21 protein-coding genes are annotated in these 23,648 nt (G+C 30.0%); all 21 read right to left on the bottom strand.

Annotated features, from left to right (window positions below; translation table 11 throughout):
* Positions 1–6: 6 nt before the first annotated feature.
* The gene (locus BN3657_RS06065; protein ID WP_062552185.1) at positions 7–723 is read right to left on the bottom strand and encodes a Stp1/IreP family PP2C-type Ser/Thr phosphatase; all 717 of its coding nucleotides are present in this window, start codon (positions 721–723) and stop codon (positions 7–9) included.
* Positions 724–1,743: a 23S rRNA (adenine(2503)-C(2))-methyltransferase RlmN gene (gene rlmN, locus BN3657_RS06060; RefSeq protein WP_062552184.1), complete on the bottom strand. Its 1,020-nt coding sequence runs from the start codon at positions 1,741–1,743 to the stop codon at positions 724–726.
* Between the two features lie 113 nt (positions 1,744–1,856).
* A complete protein-coding gene (rsmB, locus tag BN3657_RS06055; RefSeq protein WP_062552183.1) occupies positions 1,857–3,152 on the bottom strand; it encodes a 16S rRNA (cytosine(967)-C(5))-methyltransferase RsmB in 1,296 nt (431 codons plus the stop codon).
* The gene (locus tag BN3657_RS06050) at positions 3,152–3,844 is read right to left on the bottom strand and encodes a zinc metallopeptidase (RefSeq protein WP_062552182.1); all 693 of its coding nucleotides are present in this window, start codon (positions 3,842–3,844) and stop codon (positions 3,152–3,154) included. The genes rsmB and BN3657_RS06050 overlap by 1 nt, the downstream gene beginning before the upstream one ends.
* Positions 3,844–4,770, bottom strand: coding sequence for a methionyl-tRNA formyltransferase (gene fmt, locus BN3657_RS06045; protein WP_062552181.1), 927 nt, complete (start codon positions 4,768–4,770; stop codon positions 3,844–3,846). Before fmt ends, BN3657_RS06050 begins: the two co-directional genes overlap by 1 nt.
* Positions 4,770–5,252 carry a peptide deformylase gene (def, locus tag BN3657_RS06040; protein WP_062552180.1) on the bottom strand — a complete coding sequence of 161 codons (483 nt, stop codon included), beginning with the start codon at positions 5,250–5,252 and terminating at the stop codon, positions 4,770–4,772. The genes fmt and def overlap by 1 nt, the downstream gene beginning before the upstream one ends.
* Before the next feature lie 8 nt (positions 5,253–5,260).
* Positions 5,261–7,600 (bottom strand): primosomal protein N', encoded by a 2,340-nt coding sequence (gene priA / locus BN3657_RS06035; protein ID WP_062552179.1) that lies wholly within the window; start codon positions 7,598–7,600, stop codon positions 5,261–5,263.
* 29 nt (positions 7,601–7,629) lie between these two features.
* A complete protein-coding gene (gene coaBC / locus BN3657_RS06030; protein ID WP_062552178.1) occupies positions 7,630–8,823 on the bottom strand; it encodes a bifunctional phosphopantothenoylcysteine decarboxylase/phosphopantothenate--cysteine ligase CoaBC in 1,194 nt (397 codons plus the stop codon).
* A 1-nt stretch (position 8,824) separates the two neighbouring features.
* On the bottom strand, positions 8,825–9,127 hold the full coding sequence (gene rpoZ, locus BN3657_RS06025; RefSeq protein ID WP_062552177.1) for a DNA-directed RNA polymerase subunit omega: 303 nt from the start codon (positions 9,125–9,127) through the stop codon (positions 8,825–8,827).
* On the bottom strand, positions 9,124–9,744 hold the full coding sequence (gene gmk / locus BN3657_RS06020; protein WP_019138189.1) for a guanylate kinase: 621 nt from the start codon (positions 9,742–9,744) through the stop codon (positions 9,124–9,126). Before gmk ends, rpoZ begins: the two co-directional genes overlap by 4 nt.
* Positions 9,745–9,768: 24 nt before the next feature.
* Positions 9,769–10,644 carry a YicC/YloC family endoribonuclease gene (locus tag BN3657_RS06015; protein ID WP_062552176.1) on the bottom strand — a complete coding sequence of 292 codons (876 nt, stop codon included), beginning with the start codon at positions 10,642–10,644 and terminating at the stop codon, positions 9,769–9,771.
* A 48-nt stretch (positions 10,645–10,692) separates the two neighbouring features.
* Entirely contained in the window at positions 10,693–13,104 is a 2,412-nt protein-coding gene (leuS, locus tag BN3657_RS06010; protein WP_062552175.1) for a leucine--tRNA ligase, read from the bottom strand.
* An 8-nt stretch (positions 13,105–13,112) separates the two neighbouring features.
* Positions 13,113–14,501, bottom strand: coding sequence for an asparagine--tRNA ligase (gene asnS, locus BN3657_RS06005; RefSeq protein WP_019138187.1), 1,389 nt, complete (start codon positions 14,499–14,501; stop codon positions 13,113–13,115).
* 72 nt (positions 14,502–14,573) lie between these two features.
* Positions 14,574–15,875: a replication-associated recombination protein A gene (locus BN3657_RS06000; protein WP_062552174.1), complete on the bottom strand. Its 1,302-nt coding sequence runs from the start codon at positions 15,873–15,875 to the stop codon at positions 14,574–14,576.
* Between the two features lies 1 nt (position 15,876).
* Complete coding sequence (nrdR, locus tag BN3657_RS05995; RefSeq protein WP_062552173.1) at positions 15,877–16,335, bottom strand: transcriptional regulator NrdR; 459 nt, start codon at positions 16,333–16,335, stop codon at positions 15,877–15,879.
* A gap of 135 nt (positions 16,336–16,470) precedes the next feature.
* Positions 16,471–17,721 carry a sodium/glutamate symporter gene (gene gltS / locus BN3657_RS05990; protein WP_062552172.1) on the bottom strand — a complete coding sequence of 417 codons (1,251 nt, stop codon included), beginning with the start codon at positions 17,719–17,721 and terminating at the stop codon, positions 16,471–16,473.
* 354 nt (positions 17,722–18,075) lie between these two features.
* Positions 18,076–19,158, bottom strand: coding sequence for a cell division protein FtsZ (gene ftsZ / locus BN3657_RS05985; protein ID WP_062552171.1), 1,083 nt, complete (start codon positions 19,156–19,158; stop codon positions 18,076–18,078).
* A gap of 102 nt (positions 19,159–19,260) precedes the next feature.
* The gene (locus tag BN3657_RS05980) at positions 19,261–20,037 is read right to left on the bottom strand and encodes a cell division protein FtsQ/DivIB (protein ID WP_230204190.1); all 777 of its coding nucleotides are present in this window, start codon (positions 20,035–20,037) and stop codon (positions 19,261–19,263) included.
* Positions 20,038–20,137: 100 nt separating this feature from the next.
* Positions 20,138–21,217: an undecaprenyldiphospho-muramoylpentapeptide beta-N-acetylglucosaminyltransferase gene (gene murG / locus BN3657_RS05975; RefSeq protein WP_062552169.1), complete on the bottom strand. Its 1,080-nt coding sequence runs from the start codon at positions 21,215–21,217 to the stop codon at positions 20,138–20,140.
* Positions 21,214–22,326 (bottom strand): FtsW/RodA/SpoVE family cell cycle protein, encoded by a 1,113-nt coding sequence (locus tag BN3657_RS05970; RefSeq protein ID WP_062552168.1) that lies wholly within the window; start codon positions 22,324–22,326, stop codon positions 21,214–21,216. Before BN3657_RS05970 ends, murG begins: the two co-directional genes overlap by 4 nt.
* Positions 22,327–23,646 carry a UDP-N-acetylmuramoyl-L-alanine--D-glutamate ligase gene (gene murD, locus BN3657_RS05965; protein ID WP_062552167.1) on the bottom strand — a complete coding sequence of 440 codons (1,320 nt, stop codon included), beginning with the start codon at positions 23,644–23,646 and terminating at the stop codon, positions 22,327–22,329.
* Positions 23,647–23,648 lie beyond the last annotated feature (2 nt).

Here is a 23,648-nt window from a genome sequence, read left to right as displayed (position 1 = left end):
GCCCACCTACTCATTAAATACTAAAATAAATGTAATATTATCCATACCGCCATTTTTTAGAGCCAAGTCAAGAAGCTTATCCCTGGCATCTTCAGGGCTATTTTCTTTTACAATTTTAAAAATATCCTCATCAGAAACCATATTAGTGAGCCCATCAGAACAAAATAAAAATATGTCTTTCTCTTCAATATTAAGAGTATTAACTATAACTTCAATATCAGGCGTTGTTCCCATTGCCTTAGTAAGGACATTTTTCTTAGGATGATTCTTTGCTTCTTCTTCAGTAATTTCACCAATCTCAATTAAATAATTTACAAAGGAATCATCTCTTGTTAATTGCTCCATATCTTTATTTATCTTGTATATCCTAGAATCACCAATGTTAGAATAAATTAGAACATTGTCTAATATTAGTCCGGCAGACAGTGTCGTACCCATTCCCCTGTAATCTTCATTTTCTTGAGAGCTTTCATAGATTTTTTTATTGGCATCTCTTATTGAAGATGCAAGAATTTCTATAGCATCATCTATACTTTTTACTTCTCTTTCCCCTTCAAAGTCACTTCCAATAATTTCAGTTGCCATCTTTGAGGCTCTTTCACCTGCCAAATGACCTCCCATTCCATCAGCTAGAATATATAAATTTTTAGATTCATTTAAAAAATATGAATCCTCATTGTTTTTTCTGTAGTTACCTACATTTGTTGCTGATACTACTTTCATTTATTTCACCTCAATCTTACGCCTTAGTTGTCCACATGAGGCGCTGATGTCCCTTCCTAGTTCTCTTCTTATTGTCACATTAAATCCCTTTTTTTCGAGTTCATTTTTAAAATGATTTATCTCCTCTTTGGAAGGTCTCTTTTCATCAAATTCTTCTATTGGATTTAATGGGATTAAATTAATATGGCACTTTAAATTTTTTGCAAAATTATAAAATTCATCAATATTTTTTTTGCCATCATTTTGATTCTTAATTAGAGTATATTCAAAAGTAATCCTATTATTAGTCTTTTCAATATAATATTCCAATGATTTTTTCAAATCAGAAAGATTAAATCGTCTGTTAATTGGCATAAGATTTGACCTATCTTTATCATTAGTTTGATGAAGGCTAATAGCAAGATTAATTGGAAGATTTATATCTGCTAAATCATAAATCTTATCAGCCACTCCACAAGTTGAAATTGTTATATTTCTATAACTTGTATTGTGCCCCTTTTCATCGTGAAGTAATTTTATAAATCTAATTACTTCAGGAAAATTATCAAGTGGTTCACCACTTCCCATTAAAATAAAATTAGAGACTTTAATCTTATATTTATTTTCAATTTCATAAACCTGAGAGAGCATTTCTCCTGCTGTTAGATTTCTCACAAGTCCAGATTTTGTAGAAGCACAAAAGTCACAACCCATTCTGCAGCCAACTTGACTTGACACACATTGAGAATATCCATGCTTGTACTCCATTAAGACCCCTTCAATTAAATTGTTGTCTTTTAATTTAAAAAGCATCTTTTTTGTTTCATCTAATTTTGAATCAAAACTTTTAAAAATCTCAAGTCTATTTATTTCTTCTTTTTCAATAATTGAGATTGCTTTTGTCGAAAGATTTGAATTCTCTATATCATACCTTTTTTTATCGTGAAAAAAAGTAAAAAGCTGAGAACCTCTAAAGGCCTTTTCGCCCTTATCTTCAAAAAATTGGCGAAGTTCATCTTCATACATAGAATTTAATTCCATTAAAACCACCTATTCATCTAATCATTATACCATTAGACTTCTACAAATAAAAATATATTTAAAAAATTAATTTAATATAAAAAAGACTGTGAATGTTTTTCACAGCCAATATATTAAGATATTTTTTCTAATAGACATATAGAAAAACCATCACTTCCATCTACTGATGGGAATAGTTTTAAAATCTCCTTATCTCTTAATTTTATTATTTTAAAATTTCTATTTTTGTTTAAGAATTTGTGAATGACATCTTCATTTTCAATCTTAGAAAGTGAACAAGTAGAATAAAGTAAAAATCCATTGACCTTTAGATATTCTTTTGCATTCTCTAATATTTCCAATTGAATTTCAGAAAGTTCTTTTATATCTTCAATATTCTTATTCCATTTTATATCCGGTTTCTTTCTATACAGTCCAGTTCCAGAACAAGGTGCATCAACTAAAACATAGTCAAAATTCTCAATAAATTCTTCATTTAAAACTCTAGCATCGTTTATTATTGGACTAATATTTTTGCATCCAAGTCTTTTAGCATTTTCTTTAATTATTTTAACTTTACCCTTTGATTTGTCACAGGCAATAATTTCACCAGTGTTTTCCATTATTTCTGATAAATGACTTGTCTTTCCACCAGGTGCCGCACATAAATCTAAGACTTTTGAATCTTTTTTTGGATTTAAAAAACTAGAAACTAAAATTGAGCCTAAATCTTGTACATAAAAATATCCTTCTTTAAATAGGTCTGTATCAATGATACCATTGGGATTATCAATATTTAAAGCATTTTCAAAACTCGTCTCTAAAACCTTATATCCTAGTTCATTTAGTTTATTTAGCAAATCTTCTTTATTTGTTTTTAAACTATTTACCCTTATTGTAAAAGGTGCTTTTTCATTATTTGCCTTGAGTAACTTTTTAGTAAAATCCTCACCATAATTTTTATAAAAATACTCAGTGTAAAATCTTGGATGAGAGTAAAAAGTTGAAAGATTATCTATGCTGTCCTTTATTTTAACTTGAACTTTATCTTTTTTAGAAATACTCCTAAGAATACCATTGGTAAAAGAAATAGATCCCTTATTACCATAAATTTTTGCAAGATTTACTGACTCATCAACTATAGAATAATCTGGAACTTTATCAAGAAAATACATTTGATAAACTGCCATCTCAAGAATGCTAAGTATTAATTTGTGAATTCTATTAAATTTAACCCTTGAATTCTCTTTTATAACATAATCTAGATAAGTTTTATTCCTTATAACTCCAGTAGTTATTTCTTTTATAAAAGCATAATCCCTCTCATCAATTTTGGAATTTTTTAGAATTTCTAAACTTTCTTCTAAAAATGTCCCCTTGTAGAGGACATCATTTATTATTTGTAGTGCTTTTTCTCTTGTATTTTTCATTAATCTCTTCTTCCAAATATGCTAAGTAATCTTAAAAATTGTCCAATTGCAACAATTGTTGATGCAACATAAGTTAAGGCTGCTGCACTTAGAACCTCTCTTGTTCCTTTTAAATCTTCTTCTGTAATAATTCCCATTGCTAACTCTTTTTTTGCCCTATTAGAGGCATTGTACTCAACAGGAAGAGTTACTATTTGAAATAATACAGCAAAGAAAAATAAAGCAATCCCTAATTTTGTAAAAAATACTGAAAAGAAAAATCCAAGTATTATTAAAATAAAGGAAAGTTGTGTTCCTAGATTCGCAAGTGGTACTAAGGCTGCTCTTATTTTTAAAGGTGCATAATCAACTGAATCTTGTATAGCGTGACCAACTTCGTGAGCAGCTATTGAAACTGAAGCAATGGAATTTTTATAATAAACATCTCTTGATAAGTTAAGGGTTTTATCTCTTGGATCATAGTGATCAGATAACTTACCATCAACCATCTTTATATCAACATAATTTAGTCCATTTCTATCTAAAATTTTCCTTGCAACTTCTGCCCCACTTAGACCAGTTGAAGCAGTTACCTTATTGTATTTTTCATAAGCAGAACTTATTTTTGCTTGTGCATACATTGCCAAGATAAGCCCTGGAAGAATGTAGATTAAATAAGAGTAATCATAAGTGTAAAAATAAGGTCCAAACATTATTTTCCTCCAATCACATAATTTTCTTCAAATTTATTTCCACGTAAAAAGTCATCAATTCCCATAACTCTCTTGCCTGGAGCTTGAATTTCTTTTACTGAAATTGCCCCATCAGAAGTTTTAATTAATAATTCTTTATCTGATTTTAAAATAGTTCCAGCTTTATCATCTTGTGAAGTTTGAACTTCTTCAGCCCTAAAAACCTTATAAAATTTATCTTTATAATTAAATTTTACCCCATAATTTGGGCTGAGTCCTCTAATTCTGTTTACAATATCTCTTGAAGTTTCATCAAAATTTAAAATTAAATCATCTTTTAAAATTTTATTTGCGTATGTTTTTTTTGTTTCATCTTGCTCAGCAAATTTAACCTTTTCTTCCTCTACATCTTTAATAAATTCTTCCAAAAGATCTGCACCCATTATTGAAAGTTTATCTTCTAATTCTCCTGCATCCATAGAAGCTATATCAATTTCTTTTATATTAGATACTGCTCCAGAATCAAGACCTTCTTCTACTCTCATTAGACTTACTCCAGTTTTTTCATAACCTTCAATTATGACTCTATTAATTGGAGCAGCTCCTCTAAATTGTGGCAAAAGTGAAGCGTGAACATTTACAATATATTTTTTTGGCAAATCTATTATATCTTTTGTTAAAATCTGTCCATAAGCAACAACAACAATAATATCAGCTTCAACCTCTCTAAGTTTTTCTATAGCCTCGGCAGAATTGATATCTTTTGCTTGATAAACTTCAAGACCTAGTTCTTCTGCTTTTACTTTTACAGGAGTTTTTGTAACTTTTTTTCCTCTTCCCTTTCTCTTATCTTCTTGAGAAACAACAAGAGCTATATCTCCCAATTTATTTAACCTTTCCAATATTGGAACAGAAAATTCAGGAGTACCCATAAAAATAAACTTCATTACTCTTCACTCCCTGCTTCATACATTTCAATTGCCTTGTCAGTATAAAGTATTCCATCAAGATGATCGGTTTCGTGTTGAATAATCCTTGCCAAGAAATCTTCTGCTTCCATAAATTTTTCATTTCCATCCAAATCATTGTATTTAACTTTTATATTTTTTGCTCTTTTAACTGTGCCTTGCTTTCCTGGAACTGAAAGACAACCTTCCATTGAAACTTCTTCCCCCTCTTTTTCGATAATTTGAGGGTTAATCATATAAAATCTCATGCCTTCTTCTTCATTTTCATCTCTATTATCAACAACAATTAATCTTTTAAGAATTCCAATTTGAGGTGCCGCAAGACCTACTCCATAGGCTACATCCATTGTTTCGTACATATCATCTATTAAAGTTTTTAATCTATCATTGTAATTTGTAACTAGCTTAGATTTTTTTCTAAGTATTGGATCTTCATCTATTCTAATTTTTCTTATTGCCATCTAATCACCTAAAATTCTATATTTAATATTATTTTTCTTTCTTCTTCTATCTTACTATTTCTTATTACCCTTTTTAGACCCTCTGTTAACAAAGATAAATCTCTAGGTTTGAGCTTAATTGAGAACTTGGTTTTATTTATATTTTTTATCTTAGGCATTTTAATAAATTTTGTAAGCATTATATCCATACCTTTTAAATCAATTGACATTTGATTGAGAAATTTCTGTGCCCAAATCTCAGTCAAGCTTTCATCATAAGAAGAAAATTCTAGTTCAACTAACTTTGTGTAGGGTGGATACAAATAAACTTTTCTTTCCTCAATTTCATAATTATAAAAATCTTCATAATCTCCAAGTGCAGAATATTTTATAATTTCACTATCTGGGCTGTATGTTTGAATAATTACTTTACCTTTTTTTGAAGCACGACCTGCTCTTCCTGAAACTTGTGTTATAAGCTGAAAAGTTCTCTCACGAGCTTTATAATCAGATATATATAGGGATAAATCAGCAGCCACAATTCCAACTAAAGTTACATCTTCAAAATCAAAACCTTTGGAAACCATTTGAGTTCCAATAATAATATCAGCTTCTTTATTTTTTATTTTTTCATAAAATTTATTAAAGGAATCTTTTTTTGTAGTGGTGTCTCTGTCCATTCTTAAAACTCTAGCTTCAGGAAAATTTTTTTTAACTTCTTCTTCAACTCTTTGTGTTCCAACACCAAATTGCTTGATAAATTTAGAACCACAAGAAGGGCAAACTTTAGGAAGGGCTTTTGTTTTACCACAATAGTGACAAATTAATCTGTTCTTAGCCTTGTGATAAGTCATTGAAATATCACAATCGTCACATTTAATAACTTCTCCACAAGACCTGCATGAAATAAAATTAGAAAATCCTCTTCGATTTAAAAATAAAATAATTTGTTCATTATTTTTTAATTTTTTACTTATTTCATCTTTGAGTTCTCTACTAAATATGGAAATATTTCCCATTACTAATTCTTCTCTCATGTCAACTATTTTTGTTTCTGGTAACAATGCACCTTTTTTTGCCCTATTTTTTAATTGACATAAATTATAAAAATCTCTCTTGGCATAAAAATAAGATTCTACAGAAGGAGTTGCTGAGCCTAATAGAACTTTTCCACTATTCTTCATTCTATTAATCGCAACTTCTATTGTGTCGTATTTTAAATTATCGTGAAACTCATAAGATGAATCGTGAGATTCGTCAATTATTATCATCTTTAAATTATTAAAAGGTGCAAAAACTGCACTTCTTACTCCTACAACAATTTTAACTTCATTATTTAAGATTTTACGATATTCATCATATCTCTCCCCAGAAGAAAGCTTTGAATGGATTATGGCTACTTCATCTCCAAACCAGCCCTTGAACCTTTCAATCATTTGTGGAGTTAAACCTATTTCTGGAACAAGTACAATTACTTGACCGCCGTCTTCAATAATTTTAGATGCAATATTTAAATAGACTTCGGTTTTTCCTGATCCTGTCAATCCATGTAGTAGACTGACAACTTTGTCAGTTTCTAAAATTCTTTTTAAAGCAGTTTGTTGTTCTGTGTTTAGTGGGATTTTTTCTCTTTTAAAATCTTTTTTTATAGGATTTCTATTAATTTCCTTTTTATATTCTTCTATTAAATTTTTATTAATTAGACTTTTTATAGGCGAATAAGAAATATTAAGTTTAGTCATCACATCAACACGGGATATATCTTTTTCCATCTTTATAAAATTAAAAACTTTTGCTTGTTTTTCACTGATTCCTTCAAGATTTTTTGCATCAAAATCTTTAGAAACTCTCAGATAATTAACAAGTTTCGCTTTCACTGTTACAAGAGAATCGTAGACATATTTTATGTATCCCTTAGCTCTTAATTTCTTTATAATTTGTTTTTCTTCTTCGCTTAAATCTTCAAAATATTTATTTAAATCAACTGAATTGAGTTTCTCTAAATCTCCACCATGAGGATATTTTTCTATAACTATTTTTTTCTTAATTTTTTGAAGATTTCCCGGTGGCAAAATTGGTGAGAATGCTTTTGAATAACCAATAAGATATCTATCCTTCATCCAAAGTCCTAATTTTATCAATTCCTCTGAAATAATTGGTTCATCATCTAAAACAGAATGAATTTCTTTTAAATTATCAAAGTGATCACCTTTATAATTTTCATGTAAAAAAAGGACGATACCAACTCTGTAAGACTTCCCAAAATTTACGAGAACTCTCATACCAGGTTTAACATCATCTTTTACTATATATGTATAAAGTTTATCAATTTTTTGAAAATTATTTTCAATAAAAATATCTGCAAACATATCTTCACCTACAAAAGAGCTAGATTTCTCTAGCTCATTAGTTTTTTTGCTCTATCTAAAATTTCTTTTGCAAGTTCAGTTTTACTCATAATTTCTAAATCATCTGTATTTTCTTTTGAAATAATAGAAACTATGTTGGTGTCAGAACCAAAACCTGCTCCTTCTTTTTTAATATTATTTACAACAATCATATCAAAATTCTTTTTTACAAGTTTTTCTTTTGCATACTCATAAATGTTTGTTGATTCAGCTGCAAATCCTACTATAACTTGATTTTTCTTTTGACTGCCAAAGTGAGCTGCAATGTCTGGATTTTTTTCCATCTCAATTAAATTCATTTGACTGTCATTACCCTTTTTGATTTTTTCTTCACTGTAAGTCTTTGGCCTATAATCACTTGGAGCTGCTGCTTTTATTAAAAGATCACAGTCATCAAAATATTTTCCAACTGCATCAAACATATCTCTAGTTGAAGTAACTCTTATAAAATTATCAACTTTTGGAATGTCAATCTTTGTTGGTCCAGAAATTAAAGTTACCTTTGCTCCACGTTTTTTTGCATTATCTGCAAGAGCATAACCCATTTTTCCAGAAGAATAATTAGAAATAAATCTAACGGGATCAAGTGCTTCTCTTGTTGGACCGGCTGTTATTACCACATGCTTTCCTGCTAGATCCTTTTCTGTAAGAGCTCTGTCAATTTCATCTACAATTTCACTTGGCTCAAGCATTTTACCGCTTCCATAATCATTACAAGCAAGCAAATCTTCTTTTGTATCTAAAATTATTACTCCTCTATCTTTTAAAGTTTTCATGTTTTTTTGATTTGCTTCTGAATTAAGCATAACTGTATTCATTCCAGGAGCTAAAATAACCTTAGATCTTGATGCCATTAAAACAGTAGATAACATATCATCTGCAATACCATTGGCAAATTTGCCAATAATATTTGCTGTTGCAGGTGCAATTACAATTATATCTGCCCATTTTGCAAGAGAAATATGCTCTACATCCATATTAAATAATTGGTTAAACATTTCCCCATGAACAACATTATTTGACATAGTTTGAAAAGTAAGTGGAGTCACAAATTCAGTAGCATTTTTTGTCATAACTACTTTTACTTCTGCTCCTAATTTTCTTAAAAGACTACAAATTCCTGGAGATTTATAAACTGCAATTCCACCTGTAACCCCAAGTAGAATTTTCTTTCCTTTTAACATCTTATTCCTCTTCTAAGTCCTCTTTATTTAAATTGTCAATCTTCTTTTGTTTGATTTCTTGAATAAGATTTTCTTTTTCTTCAGCAATTTTTTTCTCATATTCAGAATCGCTTAATTTTTCGCCAAACTTAATCTTGCCATCCATAATTTCTTCAATTGCAATTGTAACTGGTTTATCACTGTCTGTATCAACTAGGGCTGGATTTCCATCAATTAATTTTCTAGCTCTTTTTGATACTAATATTGCAAGTTCATATCTTGAATCTGCAACTTCTTTTAATTCTTTAAAAGATGGTATTATCATTTATTTCTCTCCTCTTCTGCTTGAACTTCTTTCTTAATATTTTTGTGTCTTTTAACTCTCAATTTTTCTGCTGCTATAATAGTTTCAATGTCCTTAACGGCGTTATCTATTACATCATTAATTACAAAGTAGTCATATTCACCAACAAAGTCAAGTTCCTTAAAGGCATTTTTATATCTTGTTTCGATTTCATCTTCTGTTTCCGTATCTCTCTTGACAAGACGAGATCTTAATTCATCCATTGTTGGAGGGATTAAAAATATGAAGACTGCTTCCTTGTATTTTTCTTTAATTTGTAGAGCTCCTTGCACGTCAATTTCTAGAAGTACAATTTCCCCTTTTTCAATTTCATCAAAAACAAATTTCTTTGGTGTACCATAGTAGTTAGTGTGAACAAAGGCATGTTCCAAAAGTTCATCATTTTCTACCATTTTTTCAAATTCTTCACGAGTGGCAAAAAAGTAATTTTCACCATTAACTTCTCCTGGTCTAGGGGTCCTAGTAGTTACAGAAGTTGAGAAAATTATATCGTCATTGTTTTTCATTAAAGATTCACTAACAGTTCCTTTTCCAGAACCAGAAGGACCTGATAAAACTAATAAAAATCCGCCGTCCAAATCATCACCATCCTAATTTTTTTATTATTCAACATTTTGCGCTTGTTCACGCAATTTTTCTATTTCTGATTTTAACATTACAACAGCACTTGTAATTTCAATATCATTGGATTTTGAACCTATAGTGTTGGACTCTCTATTCATTTCCTGAATTAAAAAGTCTAATTTTCTACCAATAGGTCCTTCTTGATCTATTATATCACTAAAATTTTGAGTGTGTATTTTGAGCCTAGTTATTTCTTCATCAATAGAAAGTTTATCTAACATTATAGCAATTTCTGTTAAAATTCTATCTTCATCTATCTCTCTAGAATCAAGATACTCAGATACTCTAGTTCTAAGTCTCTTTTCATTTTCATCAAGACTTAATGGAGCTCTTTTTTCAATAAAATCAGTTAATTTTTTTACCTCTTCAAGTTTTATCTTAAAATCATCCTTTATCTTTTCACCTTCAATTGATCTAGATTTTACAAAATCATTAGAAGCAAGATCGACTACTTTTAAAAGTTCTTCTTGAATATAATCGCCATCAAATTCCTTTTTTTGAGGTTTAAAAATATTTGAATCTTCCATAAGTTTTGAGAAGGATAAATCTGATTTTACTCCAAACTTTTCCTCTAATTCTTTACTTATAATAATATACTTATTTAAAAGCTCATAGTCAATATCAATTTCAACTTCACTAGAATCCAAATATTCAAAGTTTATGAATATATCAAGCTTACCTCTTTTAACCTTTGACTTAACTAATGATTTCACAGATTCTTCAGCATAGCTTAGAGCCCCTGGCATTCTCGAATTAATGTCAAGAAACCTGTTATTAACTGATTTCATCTCAACTTTTATATAAAAATCATCGCATCTTTTTTCGCAAAGGCCGTAGCCAGTCATACTATTCATAAAAAACTCCTTATAAAGAACAAAAAGCACTAAAAAGTGCTTCTCATTTTATTTTACAACTATGTTAACAATCTTATTTGGAATATAAATTTTCTTAACTACATTTTTACCTTCAGTATTCTTAGCAAAAAGTTCATCTTTTTCAGCAACTTCAAATACCTTATCTTGTGACGCATCTCTCGCTATCTTAACAGTATATCTAACTTTTCCGTTAAATTGAACTGGAATTTCTATTTCATTATCAACAGTAAGCTCTTCAATATATTTTGGCCAAGCTTGTTCTGAAAGAATTCCTCCAAGATCGCACACTTGCCACAATTCTTCTGTGATGTGTGGTGCTACTGGATTTAATAAAATTAAGAAAGTTCTAAAGTCTTCTTTAGTAATTTTTCCTATTGAATTAAATTCATTTGATAGAGTCATAAGTTGTGCTATAGCTGTATTTGATTTTAAATTTCCATAATCTTCAGTAACTTTTTTAATAGTCTTGTGAATTTCAGAAATTAAATCTTCACTATATTCATCACCATCAACAACAATTTCTTGAAGATTCCAAACTCTTTCCAAGAATCTTCTACAACCCTTAACGCCATTTTCAGACCAAGGTACTGGTTTTTCAAAGTCACCAATAAACATTTCATAACATCTAAGTGTATCTGCGCCGTAATCCCTTACAATATCATCTGGATTTACAACATTTCCTCTTGATTTAGACATCTTTTCGTTATTATTACCAAGAATCATTCCATGAGATGTTCTCTTTTGATAAGGTTCTTTTGTTGGAACTACTCCAATATCGTATAAGAATTTATGCCAAAATCTTGAATATAATAAGTGAAGTGTTGTATGTTCCATACCACCATTATACCAATCTACTGGTAACCAATATTCAAGAGCTTCTTTACTTGCGATTGCCTTTTCATTGTGAGGATCTGTATATCTTAAGAAATACCATGATGATCCTGCCCATTGAGGCATTGTATCAGTTTCTCTTTTTGCTGGACCACCACATTTTGGACAAGTTGTATTTACCCAATCAGTCATTTTAGCAAGTGGTGATTCACCAGAATCAGTTGGTTCATAATTTTCAACTTCTGGAAGTAAAAGTGGAAGTTCTTCTTCAGGAAGAGCTACATAACCACATTTTTCACAGTGTACTATTGGAATTGGTTCTCCCCAATATCTTTGTCTTGAGAAAACCCAATCTCTCAATTTATAGTTAATTTTCTTATCGCCTAGTTTATTTTCTTCTAAGTATTCAATCATTTTAGAGATGGCATCTTTTACTTCAAGACCATCTAAAACTCCAGAATTTATCATTTTTCCAGTTGCAGTGTCAGTATTTGCATGTTCTGAAACATCTGAACCTTCAATAACAGGAATAATTTCTAGACCAAATTTCTTTGCAAAGTCGTAGTCACGATCATCGTGAGCTGGAACAGCCATAATTGCACCAGTTCCATAAGTCATAAGAACATAATCTGAAATCCAAATTGGCATTTCTTTTTTTGTAAGAGGATTAATTGCCACAATTCCCTTAATTTCTACACCAGTTTTATCTTTTTCAAGCTCTGTTCTTTCGAACTCACTTTTCTTAGCACATTCTCCTTTATATGCATTTATTTCATCTAAGTTTTCAATCTTATCAGAATATTTTTCAATTAAAGGATGTTCTGGTGCTATTACCATATAAGTTGCTCCATAAATTGTGTCAGGTCTTGTTGTGAAAACTTCAAGCTTTTCGTCAATATCCTTTAATGAAAAATTTATACTTGCACCTTCACTTCTACCTATCCAATTTTTTTGTTGAGTAACTACTCTGTCAATGAAGTCAAGATCATCAAGATCATTAATAAGTCTATCTGCATATTCTGTAATTTTTAGCATCCATTGACTTTTAACACGCCTTACAACTTCTTCTCCACATCTTTCGCACTTTCCTCCAACAACTTCTTCGTTAGAAAGTCCAACTTTACATGAAGGGCACCAGTTTATTGGCATTTCTTTTTTGTAAGCCAAACCATGTTTATAAAGTTGTAAGAAAATCCATTGTGTCCACTTATAATATTCTGGGTCTGTTGTATTTATTTCTCTTGACCAGTCAAAAGAAAAACCTATTGATTTTAATTGATTTTTAAAATGTTCAATATTGTTTTTTGTAACAATGGCTGGATGTATTTTATTTTTTATAGCATAATTTTCAGTTGGAAGACCAAAAGCATCCCATCCCATCGGATAAAGAACATTATAACCTTGCATTCTCTTCATTCTTGAAACAATATCAAGAGCTGTATAAGGTCTTGGGTGACCAACGTGAAGTCCTTGTCCTGATGGATAAGGAAACTCTACTAGTCCATAAAATTTTTCTTTATCAGAATTATTTTCACATACAAAGGATTCATGTTCATCCCAAAAGTCTTGCCACTTTTTTTCTATTTCACTTGGTGTATATTTTTCCATATTAACTCCTAAAATTCAGCATTTCCAACAGTTCTTGGGAATGGTATTACATCTCTTATATTTTTCATTCCAGTTATATACATTACTGCTCTTTCAAATCCAAGTCCAAATCCAGAGTGAACAACAGAACCATATCTTCTTAAATCAAGATACCAATCATAATTGGACATGTCCATGCCAATATTTTGCATCTTTTCTTCTAATACATCGTATCTGTGTTCTCTTTGACTTCCACCAATGATTTCTCCAACGCCAGGAACTAAAAGGTCCATAGCTGCAACAGTTTTCTTGTCTTCATTTTCATACATATAGAAGGCTTTAATTTCTTTTGGATAATCTGTTACAAATACTGGCTTTTTATAAACTTCTTCTGTTATATATCTTTCGTGTTCAGTTTGAAGGTCAATTCCCCAACTAACTGGATAGTTAAATTCTTTATCAGCTTTTTCAAGAATTTCAATCGCTTCTGTATAAGTTATTCTTGCAAATTCATTGTCGACAACATTTTGAAGTCTTTCAAGTAGACCTTTGTCAATAAAATTGTTAAAGAATTCCATTTCTTGTGGAGCATTTTCAAGAACATAAGTGATAATATATTTAAGCATTTCTTCTGAAACATCCATATTTACATTTAAATCTGCAAAAGCCATTTCAGGTTCAATCATCCAAAATTCAGCTGCGTGTCTTTGAGTATTTGAATTTTCAGCCCTAAATGTAGGTCCAAAAGTATAGATATTTTTAAAAGCTTCAGCAAAAGCTTCAGCTTCTAGTTGACCTGAAACAGTTAAGTGAGTCTTCTTATTAAAAAAGTCTTTTGTGTAATCCACTTCAGTTGGCTCAGCTTTAGCAATACTATCAATATCAAGAGTTGTTACTTGGAACATTTCTCCTGCACCTTCAGCATCAGAAGTTGTTATAATTGGAGCATGAACGTAAACAAATCCTTTTTCTTGGAAGAATTTGTGAATTGCATAAGCAATTAAAGATCTCACTCTAAAAACAGCATTAAATGTATTTGCTCTTGGACGAAGATGAGCTATTGTTCTTAAATATTCCATTGTATGTCTCTTCTTTTGCAGTGGATAAGAAGGATCTGATGAGCATATTGGAGCAATTTTATTTGCTTGAAGCTCAAAGGATTGATTTTTACCTGGTGATTTTACAACCTTTCCACTAACTTCTAGAGAAGAACTTATTGGAAACTTTTCCACTTCATCAAAATTTTCTAGTTCCTTACCATAAACAACTTGGATTGGTTTAAAAACTGTACCGTCAGTAAGTTCAATAAATCCAAAGTTTTTTGATGCTCTAGATGTTTTTACCCAACCACTTAATACTATTTCTTTATCTAAAAAATCTTCTGGATTTTTAAAAATATCTCTAATGCTAATTGACATAATTCCTCCTAATTTTCAATTCCTTACATAATGTTTAAGTATATAATTAAATCCTCTATTTGTCAATTTAACTCATTTTAAACTGTCTAAGTATTCCTTTATTTTTATTTCATAAGCAATATCTTTTGGTTCATAATATTTTCTTCCCTTAAAATTATCTGGCATATATTTTTGATCAACATATGACCCATCATAATCATGAGGATATAAATATTTTTCATCTGTTTCATTTTGAGGATTTCTCTTATCTCTTATATATTTTGGTATATCAATGTTATTTGATTTTCTTACATCCTCCAATGCTTTATTTATTCCATAATAAGACGCATTTGATTTTGGAGAACAAGCAAGATATGTCGCTGTCTGTGCAAGAATTATTCTTGCTTCAGGCATACCAACTGCATTGATACTATTAAAACAAGCTGATGCAATTACCATGGCTTGCGGATTTGCATTTCCTACATCTTCTGATGCAAAAATAATAAGTCGTCTAGCAATAAATTTTATATCTTCGCCACCTTCAAGCATTTTAGCAAGATAAATTAACGCTGCATCAGGATCAGACCCTCTCATTGATTTTATAAATGCTGATATTGTGTCGTAGTGCTCATTATTATTTTTATCATATTTTACATTTTTAATTAAAAGAGAATTTTTTATAACATCTTCATCAATTAAAATTTTCCCACTAACTTCATCAGTTGATAGGACTGCAATTTCCAAACTATTTAAAAGATATCTTCCATCGCCATTAGAATTTTTAATTAAAATCTTTTTTGCAGAATCCGTAACTTCTATATTTTTATTTCCAAATGCTCTTTCTTTATCACTTAAAGCTTTATTTAACATTTCTTCTAAGTCCTTATCTTCAAGTGGCAATAAATTTATTATCTGCATTCTTGAAAGAAGGGCCTTATTAACTTCAAAATAAGGGTTTTCAGTTGTAGCACCTATTAAACTTATAATTCCCCTTTCAACAAAGGGAAGAAGTGCATCTTGTTGTGTCTTGTTAAATCTGTGAATTTCATCAATAAAAACAATTGTAGACACATTGTCATACTTCATTGAATTTTCAGCTTTAGCTAAAACTTCTCTAAGTTCTTTTAAGTTTGAAGTTACTGCTGATAATTTTACAAAATTTTTATTTGTGCTTCTCGCTATAATTTCTGCAAGAGTTGTCTTTCCAACACCTGGTGGACCATAAAATAATACAGAAGTTAATCTATCACTTTTTATAAGCCTAGAAAGATATTTTCCATCTCCAATTATATGACTTTGTCCAAAAAATTCTTCAAGATTTCTTGGTCTCATCCTGTCAGCAAGAGGTGCCTTACTTTCTAAATTCTTTTGCATACTAAGTTCAAATAAGTCCATATTAATTCTTCTTTTTCACAAAATTTTCTAATTCATCAACAAAAGATTGTAAATCTTTAAATTCTCTATAAACTGAAGCAAATCTAACATAAGAAACTTCGTCCAAATCTTTTAATTCATCCATAACCATTTCACCAATTTCAAGAGAACTAATCTCTTTTTTCATAGAATTTTCAATTTTCTTTTCTATATTATTTACAGCTTCATCTATATCCGCCGCTGAAACAGGTCTTTTTTCACAAGACTTAATCATACCTCTTATAATTTTTTCTCGGTCGAAGGCCTGTCTATTTCCATCTTTTTTTATTACCATAATTGGTGACTGTTCAATTTTTTCATAAGTCGTAAATCTTTTATTGCAATTTAAACACTCACGTCTTCTTCTTATTGTGCTACCTTCATCAGTTGGTCTTGTATCTAAAACTTTTGAATCATTGTATCCGCAAAATGGGCATTTCATTATTTTCACCTCATTTAAATAAGGTCCTATAAGGACCTTTTAAATAATAATATCACTTAAAATTTTATTAATCAATTGATATGTAAACATAAAAAAAGCCAAGCCCTGAGGCTCAGCTTATTTTTTTAATATGTTTTATGCAATGCTTTGTGCAATATTTAAGAATATTGTAATAAATACTGAGTTTGTAATATCAATTGCAAAAGCTCCTACCATTGGCAATATGAAGTATGCCTTTGGAGATGGACCAAATCTTTCAGTAATTGAGTCCATGTTTGCAAGTGCGTTATATGTTGCACCCATACCAAATCCGCACATACCACCAGATAGAACTGCAGCATCGTAATTTTTACCCATAGCCCAGAATGTTATAAAGTAAGCAAATAGAGCAATAAATAATGTTTGTGCAAATAAGATTATAAGCATTGGTCCAGCAACATCTTTAAGGTCAATTAAGTTGATGTCAATTAGTGCCATTACTAGGAATACATTTAGTCCAACGTCTCCACAAATTGAGTTAGCTCTTTGATTAACTGCAAGAGGTCCTTGTTTACCAATTGTATTAACGAAGATACCTGCAATGATCATTGAAGTTACATAAGCTGGTAAGTTTAATTCTTTACCCATAATTGATACATGAGTTCTGATAAATTCTTGTAGAATTGAACCAAAACCAATTGAAACAAAGATAAGTCCAAGAACTTTAATGAAGTCACCTGCTTGAAGAGGAACTACTCTTTCGTAACCTTCTCCAGCATTGTTTTCTTCAAGATTTTCTAAAACGTCATCATAATTTGAAGCTTTATTATCATTACCTGAAAGATTTTTCTTTCTGATAAGAGTTGAACCAATTGGACCACCTATTAATGATCCCATAATAACTCCAAATGTTGCAGCTGCAAGTCCAAATGTCTTAGCATTTTCAAGACCTAGGTTGGCAAATGTACCTCCCCAAGCTCCAGCTGAACCGTGTCCACCTACCATTGTAACTGAACCACAGATTAGACCAAGAAGTGGGTTTTGAGAAAGGACTTTTGCGAGAACAAGGCCTATTGTATCTTGACCTAAAACTAATATTGCTGAAATTAGCCAGAATATTAAAAATCCTTTTCCTCCCTTTTTCAAAGTGTCTAGGTCTGCACCTACACCAATTGCAGTGAAGAATACCATCATAAATGGGTTTTGTAATGCTTGATCAAATTCAAATGTTGCGATTCCGCCCACTTCTAATAAAAATCTAATAATTGCAAATAAAAATCCGCCAATTACTGGAGCTGGAACACAGAACTTTTGAAAAAAGTTAATTTTTTGTCTTAAAAATTTTCCTATGTAGTAAACTACGATTGCAAATCCTACTGTTTGCATTAAATTAAATGATATGTTCATTCTTTTTTTTCCTCCTTTTTTTCTCGCAAGATTTATTATAACAAAAATTTGTTAAATAAAAAACACTTTTTATTTTTTTGTCATTTGTTTAATATTTTTTAGAATTTCAAGGGATTTCTCTGTAATAAAGTGATAAATAATATCTTTTCGTAAAATTTTTGCAAATGTTTTTATTGCCAAATATATTTACTTTAATTCATGAAAAATCAATTATTTGACATATTTTTCTTATAAATTTACTTTTAAAACGTTTTTCACGGTAAATTTTTGTATTTTAATATATTTTTTAGTATAGTAAATTTAGACATAAAAAAAGGACATTGTTTCCAATGTCCAAAAATCTTAATTATAAACTTACTTTCTGTTAATTCTCAAGAAAGAAGGGATTTTAAGTTCTCCATTATCTTCTTCATCATCATTTTCAAGAGATTCAATGGGACTTTTTTGTGTATTTTCTATTTTCTTATCTTTTTTGTCATCTTTATATTGATCAAATTCAGTTGCAATAACTGTAATCTTAACTTCATCTTTAAGTGATTCATCAATACCTGCACCAAAGATAATATTTGCATCTTCAGATACACAGTCTCTAATTAAATCAGCTGCTTCATTAACTTCAAAGATACCAAGATCTGATCCTGCTGTAATATTAAGAAGAACAGATTTTGCCCCTTCAATAGATGTTTCTAGTAGAGGAGAGTTTATTGCAAGTCTAGCTGCTTCTGTAGCTCTGTCATCACCAGATGCACGTCCTATACCCATGTGAGCAACGCCCTTATCATACATAATAGTCTTAACATCGGCAAAGTCAAGATTAATAAGATTTGGTACAGAAATTAAATCAGATATACCTTGGATACCTTGTTTTAATATGTCATCTGCCATTTCAAAGGCTTGTGAGAAGCTTGTCTTTTTATCTGCAATACTTAGAAGTCTGTCATTTGGAATTATAACTAATGTATCAACTTTTCCTTTAAGAGCATTAATACCAATTTCAGCAGATTTTGCTCTCTTTCTTCCTTCAAATGTAAAAGGTTTTGTAACAACACCAACAGTAAGTAGACCTAGTTCTTTTGCAACATCTGCAATAACAGGAGCTGCACCAGTACCAGTACCTCCACCCATACCAGCAGTGATAAATACCATATCTGCGTCATCTAAGGCTTCTCTAATTTCATCTAAAGATTCTTCAGCTGCTTGAGCACCAATTTCAGGGTTTGCTCCTGCTCCAAGTCCTTTAGTAATTTTTTCTCCAAGTTGCACTTTAGTTTCAGCATTTGAATTCTTTAGTGCTTGTCTATCAGTGTTAAATACTAAAAATTCTACGCCTTTAACACCTGCGTCAATCATTCTATTTACAGCGTTGTTTCCGCCGCCACCAACGCCAACTACTTTAATCTTGGCAAAATCGTCTTGGTCCATATCGAATTCCAACATAAACATCCTCCTCATATACTAAATAAATTTTTTTTATATTCATTACTATCATTTTATAGAAAGACTGCTAAATAGTCAATATATAAAGGTCAAATGAAGTCTTTAATTTGAATTATCGTCTTTCCTATTAACTTCTTTATAAGTTTTTTCGTTATCTGAATCTTTTATTATTCTCTTCAACTTGTCTTTGTCTTTATCCTTATTGTCTTCTTTATCTCCATCAGTTATTAAAATTGGGCTCTCACCCTTTTCCATTTGAATGATAATAGCATTTTTATTTGTATCTTTAATATCTTCTAAAATTAAGGAAAGCATTTTTAATTTATATTCAATATTGCTATAAGATCCAAATTCTATTTTTATACCATCCACTGTTGTAAAAGTTGCAATGGAATCTAACAGTTCAATATCCCTAATATTTCCATGAAGAGAATATTCATCTTTTCTAAGTTCTAACAAAAGATTTCTTTTCTCTTCCTCATCCTTATTTGTTAAAATATAACTTCCTGCTTGTGGGTTATCAACATTAAAGCCATACAAGTTTACTAGATTGTCTCTCTTTTTATCAGAACTCTCTAAAATTCTAAAGTTATCATCTACCAATAGATAGTCACTGGCTTCCATTTGGTAATATGGACTTCTCTCTTTTATTTTAATTTTTACTTTTCCACTTAAACTGTAAGAAATCTTAGCTTCTTCAATATAAGGAATAGCCTCAAGCTTTTTCACTCTATCTTTTTTTGATACAAGAAAATACTTGCTTCCTTTTTTTAAAGCTGATACCTTTTTTATTTTAGCTTGACTTACATTCTTATTGCCCTCAATATTTATATTTTTTACATTAAAAAAATTTGAATTTTTAAGAGCAAATATAATCAAAAAAATGAAGGAAAAAAATATAAAAAATCTGCTAAAAATTCTTAAATATCTTCTCTTTTTATTCAGTTTTCTTTTTTTCTTTTCCAACTTTTTCATAAAATCACTTTAAAATAATATCAACTATTTTTGAAACAGCATCAGGACTGGCAAGTTTTTTTGAATTGTCTGCCATCTTATTTCTCTCATCATCATTATCGAGAATTTCTTCTATTTCTTTTAATAAAGTTTCTCCATTTAAATCTTTTTCTTCTATCACTCTGCTAGCACCCATGTTGCTATAACTCATTGCATTATAGTATTGATGATTACCTGCAGTATAGGCCTTTGGAATTAATATAGATGCTACACCTAGAGCAGAAATTTCAGCAAGAGTCATAGCTGATGATGAAGCTATAACTAAATCAGCACTTGATAAATAATCATATACCTTGTGTGTGTAATCTAAAATTTCAACATTTTCAGGAATATTTTCTGCTTTTTCCATAAAATAATCATAATGATCTCTTCCTGTCACGTGAGTGAGTTTAAAGGGAAGATCACTTTTATTATTTAAAATTTCTAGTATAGCGTCATTAGTAGATTCTTGACCACCTGATCCGCCAAAAGAAAAAACAAATTTTTCATTATCTTTTATATTTAATTTCTCTCTTGATTTTTTTCTGTCAATATGAGAAAAAACATCTCTTATTGGATTTCCAGTAAATATAATATTGTCATTGTTTAAATATTTTTTTGCTTCCATAAAATTTATAAAGACATAGTCCGCTTTTTTAGCTAATATTTTATTTGTCTTTCCTGGATAAGCATTTTGTTCTTGAACTACTGTCTTAATTTTCTTTTGTTGCGCCTTAAATACAATGGGCGCACAAACATATCCACCTGTTCCTATGACAATATCAGGTTTAAAATCATCTATTATCTTGTTACACTCTCTCAAACCCTTCATAAGATTGAAAAAAGTTATAACTGTGTCCTTATTTAATTTTTTTCTTGGAAGTCCAGAAATATCTATTCCCTTAAATTCAAAATTATATTTGTCGGCTAATTCTTCTTCTAGAGAATCTTTTTTACCAACATAAAGTATTTCTGCTTCCTCGTCTTGTTTTTTAATTTCTTCTACAATGGCAAGTGCTGGATAAATGTGTCCTCCAGTACCTCCACCAGATAAAATGTATCTCATATAGTGCCTTCTTTCGAAATTTTTAATAAAATAGCTGTTGATACAATTGCCATTACAAGTGCTGTACCTCCATAGGAAATAAAAGGTAAAGTTATACCAGTTACTGGTAGAAGTTTTGCACAAACACCCATGTTAAAAAATGCTTGAATTCCAATATAAGTAGTCATCCCAATAGCTGTAAATTTATCAAAATAATTTGTAGCTTTAAAAGCAATCATGTATCCTCTGTAAATATATATTATAAATAATAATATTACTATAAAAGTTCCAATAAATCCAAATTCTTCAGCTATTACAGAAAAAATAAAATCTGTATAAGCTTCTGGCAAGTTTGTGTATTTTTGTCTTGATCTAAATAATCCTACTCCTGAATAACCACCTAGGGCAAAGGCATAAAGAGACTGTCTAGCTTGATAAAGAGCTGAAGATTGGTAGTCTGTTGAGTCAGAGACAAATCCAAAAATTCTCTTAAGTCTAAATTCATTCTCTGGGTCCTTTAAAATTACAAATATAAGGGCTATTCCTAGAACAACTAAGAATAAAAATTGTTTCTTATTTATTCCAGCTGCAAGTAATATAGCAAATAGTGAAACTCCAATAACAACCGCTGTTGAAAAGTCTTTAATCATAATTGGTCCAACAGATATACCCATTATTGCAACTGCAATTAAAAAATTTTTTGGCTCTCTAAGTGTGTAAATATTTCTAGAAAGATATTTTGATAAGAAAACTATTGATGTTAATTTTAAAAGGTCTGAAGGTTGAAACTTAAGTGGAATAACTTTAAAGTCCAACCACCTGCTTTGACCATTTTTGTTATAACCAAGAGGTGTCCACAATAATAGTATTAATATTACACTTAATATAAATAGCCAAGTTATATTTTTATATATTACTCCTCTTGGTACTCTAATAATAAGGATCATTGATATAATCCCTAAAATTAGGAATGCTCCCTGCCTTATTAGAAAATGAAAACTATTTAAATTGTATTTTTTTGCAGTAGGAAAGGATGCAGATGTAACAGCAACTAGGCCAATAATAATTAGAAATATCATGCTAAGTAAAAGCATTAAATCTATATCTTTTATTTCCTTTTTAAACTTCATCTAAACCAACTCTTTGACAAGATCTTTAAAATGTTGACCTCTTACTTCATAATCGCTATACATATCCCAAGAAGCACAAGCCGGTGAAAGAAGTACGTCATCACCTTCACAAGAAATTTTTTCTGCAAGTTCAACAGCCTTATTTAAATCCTTTGTGATATAAAATTCAAGGGCATTTTCTTTACAAGCTTTAGAAATTTTTTCCGCAGTTTCTCCAAATAATATTGCTGTTTTTATTTTATCCTTAGATTTTTCAATTAAATCATCAAATTCTGCTCCCTTATCGTAGCCACCAGCAATAAGTATTGCATCTCCGTCCATAGCAGCTACAGCAACTTCAGTTGAATCTGGATTTGTTCCTTTGGAATCGTTATAATATTTAACTCCCCTTAGCTCTCTTACAAATTCAATTCTGTGTTCAACACCAGTGAAGGAAGTTATTGATTTTTTTATTATATCAAGGTCAATATTTAAAAGCTTACATCCTATTATTGCAGCCATAATATTTTTTATATTGTGGTCTCCAGGAATTTTAATATCTTTTGTATCTAAAACTTCTTCGATATTTTTTCCATCATTAAAATAAATTTTTCCATCTTGGACATAAGCTCCCTTATCAGAAATTTTTTCCATAGAAAAATAATATTTCTCTGCTTTTAAATTATATTCTTTTGCCAATTCCTTGTTTTCATAATTTAAAATAGCAAAGTCATTTTCATCTTGATTTTTAAATATTTTAAACTTTGCATCAACATAATTTTTTGTAGTCTTATGCCAATCCAAGTGGTCACTTGTCACATAAGTTAAAAGGGCAATATGTGGTTTAAAATCAATTGTGTCTTCCAATTGAAAAGATGAAGCTTCAATAACAAGATAGTCATCACTTTTAGCTTCTCCTGTTATTTCAAGTATTCCCCTCCCAATATTTCCAACTACATAAGTTTGGGAAACTCTTTTTAGTATGTCTCCAATAATCGTAGTTGTTGTTGTCTTTCCATTTGTTCCTGTTACTGCTATTACATTTTTTGTTTTTAAATTTCTATAGCTAATTTCAATATCTGAAATTATTTCAATGTTTTTTTCTCTAGCTTTTAGTAGAAGTTCGTGGAAAGGATAGATTCCTGGACTTTTTACAATTAGGTCAATTTTATCTAAATCTTCTTCTTTAAAAATAATAAAATCTTCTTCAACATTTAACTTTTGTAAATCCTCATTGCTGTCGTATACATAAATTTTGCAAGGAAATTCCTTTAAAAATTTTAAAGCACTTTTACCAGTAACTCCAAAACCCATTATTAATATATTTTTGTTTTCTAACATCT

This window comes from Peptoniphilus phoceensis, from assembly GCF_001517665.2.
In the GTDB taxonomy this organism is placed as follows: domain Bacteria; phylum Bacillota; class Clostridia; order Tissierellales; family Peptoniphilaceae; genus Peptoniphilus_A; species Peptoniphilus_A timonensis.
This window is presented reverse-complemented; position numbering and strand designations above follow the sequence as displayed.